General features: G+C 67.2%; 6 protein-coding genes. 3 read left to right on the top strand and 3 right to left on the bottom strand.

Going from position 1 to position 10,474, the window contains the following annotated elements; translation table 11 throughout:
* Positions 1–969: TonB-dependent receptor (locus VLF18_RS22325; RefSeq protein ID WP_325281838.1), on the top strand; the 969-nt coding region annotated here is incomplete at its 5' end.
* A gap of 88 nt (positions 970–1,057) precedes the next feature.
* Here VLF18_RS22325 and VLF18_RS22320 read toward each other — a convergent pair.
* The gene (locus VLF18_RS22320) at positions 1,058–1,234 is read right to left on the bottom strand and encodes a hypothetical protein (protein WP_325281837.1); all 177 of its coding nucleotides are present in this window, start codon (positions 1,232–1,234) and stop codon (positions 1,058–1,060) included.
* 133 nt (positions 1,235–1,367) lie between these two features.
* Between VLF18_RS22320 and VLF18_RS22315 the strand changes: the two genes are divergently transcribed.
* Both VLF18_RS22315 and VLF18_RS22310 read left to right on the top strand, forming a co-directional pair.
* Positions 1,368–4,670, top strand: coding sequence for a S8 family serine peptidase (locus VLF18_RS22315; RefSeq protein ID WP_325281836.1), 3,303 nt, complete (start codon positions 1,368–1,370; stop codon positions 4,668–4,670).
* 580 nt (positions 4,671–5,250) lie between these two features.
* A complete protein-coding gene (locus VLF18_RS22310; protein WP_325281835.1) occupies positions 5,251–8,541 on the top strand; it encodes a S8 family serine peptidase in 3,291 nt (1,096 codons plus the stop codon).
* Positions 8,542–8,638: 97 nt separating this feature from the next.
* Here the strand turns inward: VLF18_RS22310 and VLF18_RS22305 are convergent, their stop codons facing one another.
* Entirely contained in the window at positions 8,639–9,178 is a 540-nt protein-coding gene (locus VLF18_RS22305) for a transcriptional repressor (protein ID WP_325281834.1), read from the bottom strand.
* Positions 9,179–9,203: 25 nt separating this feature from the next.
* Positions 9,204–10,474 (bottom strand): metalloprotease PmbA (pmbA, locus tag VLF18_RS22300; protein ID WP_325281833.1); only part of this gene is annotated, 1,271 nt, incomplete at its 5' end.

The following is a 10,474-nucleotide window of genomic DNA, read 5'->3' as shown; positions in this document are numbered from 1 at the left end:
GGCTGGCGCGGCGCGTTCGGGCTGCAGTTCCTGCGCCGCGATTTCGAGGCCATCGGCGAGGAAGCCTTCGTGCCGCAGACGCTGACGCGCAGCTACGGCCTGTTCGGTATCGAGCAGCGCGAATGGGATCGCGTGAAGCTCGATCTCGGCGCGCGCATCGACCGTCACACGACCGACCCGCTCGACGGCGCAAAGCGCAGCTTCTCGCCGCTGAGCCTGTCCGCCGGCATGGCGTTCAAGCTTGCCGAAGGCTGGCACCTGAATCTCAACCTCGACCGCGCGCAGCGCGCGCCGGCCGAAGAGGAACTGTTTGCGAACGGACCGCACGTCGCGACCGAATCGTTCGAGGTCGGCCTGCCCGACGCGGCCAAGGAAACCTCGAACCAGTTCGAACTCGGCCTGCACTACCACAGCGATTTCGTCGACGCGAAAGTGTCGGGCTACGTGAATCGCTTCAACGACTACATCTATCTCGCCGACACCGGCGAGATCGAAGACGACCTGCCGCTGCGGCAATGGTCGCAGGCCGACGCACGCTTCCACGGCGTCGAAGGCGAAGCGCTGTTCAAACTGTCGGAAGGTCCGAGCGGCCACTACGACCTGCGCCTCTGGGGCGACACGGTGCGCGCGACGTTGAGCGATGGCGGCGGCAATCTGCCGCGCATCGCGCCGGCGCGCGTCGGCGCCGATCTGAAATGGTCGGCCGATGCGTGGCGCGCGAGCGTCGGCGCGGCGCGCTATTTCGAGCAGGACCGCACCGCGCCTTTCGAAACGCCGACCGACGGCTTCACGCTCGTCAACGCGCACCTGAGCTATACGCTGGACAGCAGCGACACGACGAGCTGGGAGTTCTTCGCCGACGCCACGAATCTGACGAACCAGACCGCGCGCCTTGCGACGTCCTACATCAAGGACAAGGCACCGCTGCCGGGTCGCGCGATCGCCTTCGGCGTGCGCGCGTTCTTCTGACGACAGCCGGGCAGCGGTCGCGTTTCGACGCGCGATTGCTCTATCGCAGACATCCGGGCTCCCATTCCCCTCCGAATGGACTACCGGATCACGGGGCGCCTCGTGCGCCCCGTTTTTTTTTGCCGCCGACGGCGCGAATACGCATACGGATGCGTATTTTTGTATTTTTCAACCGGCCCATCTTCAAAAAAGATTTATTTCCGAGCTTTTCCCGCAGGCGGAATCCGGTGCCGGCGGGCAGCATCGTCTGCGCCTGGCGCGACATTCGGCAGCGTGTCGTCGATCTCCGCCAGATTTGCGTCCGACTCGATTACGATCGCCCGCCTTGCGCAGGCGTACCGGCGATCACGGGGTGTCGGTCCGTCTGCAGTCGTAGTGCACCACTGGGGAGTTCATCCATGCGTAATGCGCTGTTCCTGAGCATCGGTCTCGTGCTGTCGCTGAATGCGGCCGCCGAGGACGAGCGCTGTATCGTTTCCTTCGCCGCTGCGCAACAGAACGTCTGCAACGGCAAGATCGCCCATCTCAATATGCAACTCGACGCGTTGGCCAGGCCGGACACGGCGAAGGACTCGACGTTGCGACTGATCAAGTTCGACGGACCGATTACCGAGCAGCGCCGTGCCGCGGTCGAGTCGCTCGGCGCACAGATCGTTAGCTACGCGCCGTTCAATGCGTACATCGTGCGCATGGCGCCGACGCTCGATGCGTCCGCCCGCACGATTCCGGGGGTGCTCTGGAGCGGCCCGTTCCTGCCGGCGTTCAAGGTCGACCCGAACATCGCCGCGGAACTCGAGCAAGGCAATATCGCGAGCCGTCTCGGTACCAGCGAACTCGAGATCAGTCTCGCCGACAGCGCCCGGCGCAATGCCGTCGAGACCGCAGTGCGGCAGATTCCAGGACTCACCTTCTCGCGCACGGTCGAAGCTGGCCCCGAGACACGCCTCATCGCGAGCTTCGACCGCGCGCAGCTTCGTTCGAGCGTCGATCAGCTCGCGCGCAATCCCGACGTCATCGCGGTCGGTCTGCGCATGCCGTCGCGGCTGAAGAACTCCCAGGCCGACTGGCTGCACCAGAGCAACGTCAGCACGCCGACGCCGCTGCTTCCCGTATTCGATCGCGGCCTTTACGGCTGCGGCCAGATCATCGGCGAGCTCGACACCGGCATCCACATGGCGCACTGCTCGTTCAACGACGCGACACAGGCGACGCCGATCAACGTCTGCACCACGGGTGCAAGCTGCCCGACGATCGCCGCACCGAACAACGCCGCACGCAAGGTCATCGCCTACTACAAGTGGTCCGGTCTCGCGGGCACCGGTCCTGAAGACAACCACGGCCACGGCACGCACGTGGCCGGTTCCATCGCGGGCCAGAATCCGGCCAACGCGGTCGACTGCGCGACGTTCACGACGCCGGGCGGCAATACCGATCTCGACGGCACCGCGCCGGGCGCGAAGCTCGTCATGCAGGAATCGGGCGCCAATCTCGCCTACCTCAACACCGCAGGCGGCAATCCGTACCACGCCGCGCAGACGGCGTACGCCAACGGTGCGCGCCTGCACAGCAACTCGTGGGGCGGCGGCTGTACCGATCAGTTCGGCGCCTGCATCGCGGGCTGCACGGTGACCTACGACGCACAGGCGCGCGACGCGGACAACGTCACCGGCGACAATGCCGATCTCGTCATGCTGTTCGCCGCGGGCAACGCCGGATCGGTCTGCCCTGCCGGCAACAACGTCGGCAGCCCGGGCAACGCGAAGAACGTGATCACGATCGGCGCGACGAGCCGCGGAACCGCGGCCAATTCCATGGCGGGCTTCTCCTCGCGCGGTCCGGCCGAAGACAGCCGTACCAAGCCAGACATCACCGCGCAGGGCTCCGGCATCATCTCGGCCGGCCGCAACACCTGCGGCACGCAGTCGATGAGCGGAACCTCGATGGCGACGCCGACCGCGGCCGGTCTCGCCGCCCTCGTCCGCGAATACCTGCAGCGCGGCTTCTATCCGACCGGACAGAAGGTGCAGGCCAACGCCATCGCGAATCCGTCCGGCGCGCTGATCAAGGCGATCCTGATTTCGGGCGCCGCGACGATGACCGGTACGGGCGCCGGTGCTGCGCCGGGCCAGTCACAGGGTTTCGGCCGCATCCTTCTCGACAATTCGCTGTACTTCAACGGCGACGCGAGCCGGCTGTACATCCACGACGCACCGCAGGGACTCGCGACCGGAGGCCAGGACGTCCACAACATCGTGGTCTCCGCCGGCGCGCCGCTGAGCATCGCGCTGACCTGGACCGACAAGGCCGCCGCGGTCAACGCGAATCCGGCGCTCGTCAATTCGCTGCGCCTTGAAGTCGTCGCGCCGAACGGCGACGTCTGGACGCAGAAGCTGCCGGCGAATTTTTCGCCGTCCAATGCGAATCCGATCCAGGACACGACGACGGCGAATTACGACAACCGCAACAACGTGCATCGCATCACGTTCGCAAATCCGTCGGCCGGCAATTACCAGATCCGCGTTCGCGGCATCGCGGTCGCGCAGGGTCCGCAGAAGTACGCGATTGCTGCGACCGGCAGCTTCCAGATCAACTCGTCGCCGGACTTCGCCCTGATGACAACGCCGACCTCGCTCGCGATCTGCGCCGGACAGCCGGCCAGCCTTGCCGTCGGCGTGCAGAGCATCGCCGGCTTCACGGCTCCGGTTGCGCTGTCGATCACGGGCCTGCCGGGCGGTTCGACCGGCACGTTCACGCCGGCCTCGGTCGTCCCGGCCGATCCGGCCGCCAGCAGTACGCTCGCAATCAGCAACACGGCCGGGGTCGCCGGCGGCGCCTACAACGTCGTGGTCCAGGGTGCGTCGACCACACCGGCCGTGCAGCACACCGCGTCGTTTACGCTCGGCGTCACCGCGGCCGTTCCCGCCGCCGCGGCACTGACCACGCCGGCGAACAACGCCACTGCGGTGTCGGTCACGCCGGCCTTCACCTGGGCCGCCGTCGCCGACGCATCGAGCTATCGCTTCCAGCTGTCCACGTCGCCGACGTTCGCGAGCTTCGTGGCGAACGAAGTCGTCGCCGCGACGAGCTTCACGCCCGTCGCGCCGCTGAATCCGAACGTTGCGTATTACTGGCGCGTCATCGCGATCAACACCTGCGGCGATGCGGAGCCGTCGGCGACGTTCTCGTTCACCACCGAAAACGCGATCTGCAAGGTGTCGAATCTGTCGATTCCGGACGCCAACGCGACGGGCGTCAGTGACACGCAGACGGTCGCCGCCACGGGGGCGCTGACCGGCCTGCGCCTGTCGGTCAACGCGACGCACACCTACGTCGGCGATCTGACGCTCACGCTGACCAAGGGCAGCACCTCGGTCGTGTTCCTGCAGCGCCCGGGCAATGCAGCCAACACCGGCGGCTCCGGCTGCAGCGGCGACAACATGAACGTCGTCGTCGACGATGCGGCGACCAATACGCTGGAAACGAACTGCGCGGCCGATCCGAATCCCGCCTATACCGCAGGCGCTTCGTACAAACCCAACAATCCGCTGTCCGTTTTCGCGGCGACCGAGCTGTCCGGCGACTGGACCCTGAAGGCCGTCGATTCGGTCGGCCAGGACATCGGCACGCTGAACCGCTGGTGCCTGCTGCCGGTGCTGCCGACCAGCCCGACCGATGTGATCTTCGAGAACGGCTTCGAATAACACGACGCCGCACGGAAAACGAAAAACGCCGCGCGAAAGCGCGGCGTTTTCATTTGCGCAATCGGTTTGCGTCGATTTGTGCCGTATCGGACACCGCGCCGCACGCACGTGCGTTCCCGCGAGGCGACGAAGCCGTATCGCGCGGAGCCGGCCGCTTGCCGCGACGTGGCGCACAGATCTCGACGGCCGCGAAAGTGCCGCGGCAGCAGGCGCGGAAACTGGCGCCCGTACGCGCGAAACGACGTTCGCCGCACGCGCGCGAAATCCACTAATAATTATTTCCCCAGCTTATCGCGCAGGTATTGGCGCTCGTCCGCCGCGACTATCGCACGGGTTCGCCGAGGCGATCCGACAGGTCGAATCGCCGTCTTAGCCGAGGTCACGCCGTTCGCAGCGAACAGCAGCCTCACGAGCATCGAGCTCCGGTGCGCAGGCGAATCCGCCGCCCGCGCGGCGGCAGGACATCCGCATCGATGCGCGTCCGGACGGCCTCGCGAACGGAGATGGTCTGTCGCTCGACGTCTCCCACTCCGGACTCGCCACCGGCGCGTCCGCTTCGCCGCACTACCGGAGAGTATCTATGCGTAATGCGTTGTTCCTGAGCATCGGCCTCGCGCTGTCGCTGAACGCGGCAGCAGACGACGAACGCTGCGTCGTTTCCTTCGCCGCCGCGCAGCAGAATGTCTGCAGCGGCAAGATCGCATCCGCCCATTCGCAACTCGAAGCGCTGGTCGCACGCGACGCGGCCAAGGATTCGACGCTTCGGCTCGTCAAGTTCGACGGTCCCATCGACACCGCGCGGCGCGCCGCGCTCGAGGCGGTCGGCGCCGATATCGTCGGCTATGCGCCGTTCAACGCCTTCATCGTGCGCATGCCGCCGGCGCTCGACGCACGCGCCCGCGCAATACCGGGCGTGCTCTGGAGCGGCGCATTCCTGCCCGCGTTCAAGGTCGATCCGAACGTCGCGACCGAACTCAAGCACGGCAACATTGCGCGCGAACTCGGCACGGACGAACTCGAAATCAGTCTCGTCGACGCGGCGCGGCGCGGCGCCGTCGAAGCACTGATCCAGGGCATGCGCGGCCTCACGATCACGCAGCAGGTTTCCGCCGGCGACGAAACGCGGCTGATCGCGCGGTTTGACCGCAGCCTGCTCCGCACCAGTGTCGAACAGCTCGCGCTCAATGACGACGTCATCGCGATCGGCCTGCGCATGCCGATGCGCCTGTCGAATTCGCAGGCCGACTGGCTGCATCAGAGCAACGTGAATACGCCGACGCCACTGCGGCCGGTATTCGCCAAGGGCCTGTATGGCTGCGGCCAGGTCGTCGGCGAACTCGATACCGGCGTCCACATGGCGCATTGTTCATTCAAGGATCCCGCGCAGAGCACGCCGGTCGACGCCTGCACATCCGGCCCCGGCTGTCCGACGATCGCCTCGCCGAACAACAACGCGCGCAAGGTCGTGGCCTATTACAAATGGTCCGGCCTTGCCGGCACGACCCCCGAAGACAACCATGGCCACGGCACGCATGTCGCCGGTTCCATACTCGGCCAGAACCCGGCGGCTCCCGTCGACTGCGCGAATTTCACGACACCCGGCGGCAACACCGATCTCGACGGCACGGCGCCGGGCGCCAAGCTCGTGATGCAGGAAGCCGGCGCCGATCTCGCGTACCTGAATGCCGTCGGCGGCAATCCGTACCACGCGGCCGACACGGCCTACGACACAGGAGCGCGTCTGCACAGCAATTCCTGGGGCGCCGGCTGCGTGAACGCATTCAGCGGCCAGTGCATCGCCAACTGCACGGTGACCTACAGCGCGAGTTCGCGCGATGCGGATCGCGTGATGAAGGACGACACCGACCTCGTCGTCCTGTTTGCCGCAGGGAACGACGGCGCGGTGTGTCCCAACGGCAACAACATCGGCTCGCCGGGCAACGCGAAGAACGTCGTGACGATCGGCGCCACCGGCCGCGGCACGTCCGGCAACGACATCGCGGGCTTCTCCTCGCGCGGCCCGACCCTCGACGTTCGTACGAAGCCCGATCTCACCGCGCAGGGCAATGCGATCGTGTCCGCCGAGCGCGACGCCTGCGGCACGCTGACGATGAGCGGCACCTCGATGGCGACGCCGACCGCAGCCGGCCTCGCCGCCCTCGTGCGCGAATACCTGCAGCGCGGCTTCTATCCCACCGGGCAGAAGGTCGCCGCCGACACGATCCTCAATCCGTCGGGTGCGCTGATCAAGGCGATCCTGATTTCCGGCGCGGCGACGATGAACGGAACGGGCGCTTCGGTATCGCCGGGCCCGGCGCAAGGCTTCGGCCGCGTCCTGCTCGACAACTCGCTGTATTTCAACGGCGATGCGAGTCGTCTCTACATACACGACTCGCCTCAGGGTCTGGCCACCGGCGGCGTGGACACGCACACGCTGACCGTGTCCGCGGGCGCTCCGCTCGATGTCACGCTGGCCTGGACCGACGAAGCCGCCGCGGTCAATGCCAATCCGGCACTCGTCAACGGCCTGCGCCTGGAAGTCGTCGCGCCGAACGGCGACATCTGGACGCAGAAGCTGCCGGCCGGCGCAAATGTGGACAATGCCAATCCAATCCAGGACACGACGACCGCCAACTACGACAACCGCAACAACGTGCATCGGATCCGGTTCGCGAACCCGGCGGCAGGCAGCTATCAGGTCCGTGTGCGCGGCGTCAGCGTCCCCTCGGGCCCGCAAAAGTACGCACTCGCGGCGACCGGCAGCTTCCAGGCCTCGGTGACGCCGGACTTCCTGCTGCAGACGTCGCCGACCTCGCGCGAAATCTGCGCCGGCACACCGGCGAATTTCGCGATCGGCGTGCAAAGCGTCGCCGGCTACACGCAAAGCGTCGCGCTGTCGGTAGCAGGACTTCCGAACAACGCGTCCGGCACATTCACGCCGGCCGCCGTGACGCCTGCGTGGCCGCCGGCGCAGAGCCAGCTCGCGGTCGCCGCGACGAACGCGGTCGCTACGGGTTCCTACAATCTCGTCGTGTCCGGAAGATCCGGTACACCGACGGTCACGCGCACGGCGTCAGTCACGCTGAACGTGACGGCCGCGGCACCGGCCGCGGCGACGCTCACGGCACCCGCGAACAACGCGACCGGCCTGAATACGTCGCCTCGCTTCAGCTGGCCGGCGACGGCGACGGCGACGAGCTACCGGTTCCAGCTTTCGACGAGCCCGGCCTTCTCCTCTCTGCTCGCCGACGAAACGCTGACGACGACATCGTTCACGCCGGCGACGCTGCTCGCTCCGAATACGCGCTACTACTGGCGCGTCTACGCGCGCAACCTCTGCGGCGACGCACAGCCCTCGACGGTCTTCACGTTCAAGACCGCCAATGCGATCTGCCACGTTGCGAACGTGTCGATTCCCGACGAAGACGACAACGGAATCACCGACACCCTGACGGTGGCCAGCACCGGTGCCCTGACCGGACTGCGCCTGTCGGTGGACATTTCGCATACCTGGCTGGCCGACGTGCGGCTGAAGCTCCGCAAAGGCACGACCACGGTAGCCGTCACCAACGGCACGGGCTCGACGGACTGCAGCGGCGACAACATGCGCGTCGTCGTCGACGACGCCGCGACGCTGACGCTCGCCGGCAACTGCAACAACGATCCGAATCCGGCCTACGTCGACGGCGAACGCTACAAGCCGGCCAGTCCGCTGTCGGCGTTCGCCGGCACCGAACTGTCGGGCCAATGGTCGCTGCAGGTCGCCGACGTGGCGTACGCCGACACTGGCGTCTTGAACCACTGGTGCCTGCTTCCGGTGGATCCTGCCGATCCGGACGACGTGATCTTCGAGAACGCGTTCGAGCCGTAATGGCGCCGCGGAAACGCCGCGCGCTGCGCGGCGTTTCCGCCGGGAATCGGATCGGAATCGGCGAACAGCGACGACTGCACGTGCCGGTTCCGCGTACCTACGATTCGCGCTTCCCGTCCCCGGATGCCGCTTGCGCCGCACAGGCGGCGCAAACCCCGTGCACTTCCAGCGTCTGCGCGCGCGGCCTGAAGCCGTGCTCGGCCGCCTGGCGGCTCAGCAGCGCCGCGACGCCGTCGTCGCAGATCTCCACCGCGCTCGCGCAGGCGTCGCAGATCAGGAACGGCACCTGATGCGCCTCCTCCGGATGATGGCAGGACACGTAGGCGTTGATCGATTCGAGTTTGTGGATAAAGCTATTTTCGAGCAGGAAGTCGAGCGCGCGATAAACCGTCGGCGGCGCGGCGCCGGCGCGCTCGTCCTTGAGGCGGTCGAGCAGGTCGTAGGCTTTCACCGGCTTGTCGCTCGCCGCGATCATCTCCAGCACGCGCAGACGCAGCGGCGTCAGGCGCAGGCCGCGCGCCTCGCACGCATCGGCGACCGTGCGCACGAACGTGTCCGCGTCGTGACGATGCTCGTGCCGGCCATGCTTGTGACCGGCCGCATCATGGTCGTGGTCGTGACGGTGCGGTGCGTTCATGGCCGGTTCCTGCAGCGGCGGCCGGTCAGGCGCCGGCCACGGTCATGCGCTCGACAAGAATCGAGCCGCAAAGCACGTGCGAGCGCGGATCGACGTCGTTGCCGATCGCGACGATGTTCGCATAGACGTCGCGCAGGTTCGCCGCAATCGTGATTTCCTCGACCGGATACGCGATCACGCCGTTCTCGACCCAGAAACCCGCCGCACCACGCGAATAGTCGCCGGTCACGCCGTTGACGCCCTGCCCCATGAGCTGCGTGACCAGGAGTCCCGTACCGAGCCTGCGCAGCATCGCCGGAAAATCGTCCGATCCGGTGCGCACGATGAGGTTGTGCACGCCGCCCGCGTTGCCCGTCGATGCGAGGCCGAGCTTGCGCGCGGAGTAGCTCGACAGCAGATAGCGCTGCAGCACGCCGCCGTCGACGAGCGCGCTGCGCGTCGTCGCGACGCCTTCCGCATCGAATGCCGCGGACGCGTGACCGCGCGGCAGATGCGGATCTTCGATCAGATCCACGAATTCCGGCAGCACGCGCGTGCCGCAGGCATCGAGCAGGAAGCTCGCCTTGCGATACAGCGCGCCGCCGCTCACCGCGTTGAGCAGATGACCGATCAGCGAACGCGCGACCTCGGGCGAAAACAGCACCGGGCACTGCCGCGTCGTCAGCGACTGCGCGCCGAGACGCGACAGCACGCGCTCGGCCGCCTTGCGGCCGATCTCGGCCGCCGGCTGGAAGTCGGCCGCCGCGCGCACCGAGTCGTACCAGTAGTCGCTCTGCATGCCGGATTCGTCCCCGGCCAGCAGCGACACGGACAGCATGTGCCGCGTGCCGCGCTCGCGGCCGGTGAAGCCGTGCGAGTTCGCATAGACCGCGAGTGCCTGGCCGGCCTGCACCGACGCGCCTTCGGAATTCGTGATGCCGGCGACGGCGCGGCCGGCATCCTCGATTTCCAGGCCCAGCGCGATCGCGCGCTCGACGTCGACGTCCCAGGGATGCCAGACATCGAGATCCGGAAAACGCGTCGCCATGCGCGCCGCGTCGCCGAGCCCGGCGGCCGGATCGGACTCCGTGTACCGCGCGATCGCGCAGGCCTGCTCGACCGTCTTGGCCACGGAATCGGGATTCAGGTCGGCCGTGCTGGCCGAGCCCTTGCGCTTGCCGAAATACACGGTGACGCCGACCGAGCGGTCGCGCGTGTGTTCGATGGTCTCGGTCTCGCCGAGACGCACGCTGACGTTGAGGCCCACGTCGATGCTCGCGGCGACCTCGGCCTCGTCCGCGCCGGCGGCCCGGCAGC

Source organism: Tahibacter sp. (genome assembly GCF_035481375.1).
In the GTDB taxonomy this organism is placed as follows: domain Bacteria; phylum Pseudomonadota; class Gammaproteobacteria; order Xanthomonadales; family Rhodanobacteraceae; genus Tahibacter.
The sequence above is the reverse complement of the archived record's forward strand: the minus strand, read 5'-3'. Positions and strand labels throughout refer to the sequence as shown.

What these genes read in the sequence shown, in the direction of transcription:
- VLF18_RS22320 (WP_325281837.1), bottom strand. Translation starts at nt 1,234, where the DNA reads ATGTCGCGCCAGGCGCAGACGATGCTGCCCGCCGGCACCGGATTCCGC.
- VLF18_RS22315 (WP_325281836.1), top strand. Translation starts at nt 1,368, where the DNA reads ATGCGTAATGCGCTGTTCCTGAGCATCGGTCTCGTGCTGTCGCTGAAT.
- VLF18_RS22310 (WP_325281835.1), top strand. Translation starts at nt 5,251, where the DNA reads ATGCGTAATGCGTTGTTCCTGAGCATCGGCCTCGCGCTGTCGCTGAAC.
- VLF18_RS22305 (WP_325281834.1), bottom strand. Translation starts at nt 9,178, where the DNA reads ATGAACGCACCGCACCGTCACGACCACGACCATGATGCGGCCGGTCAC.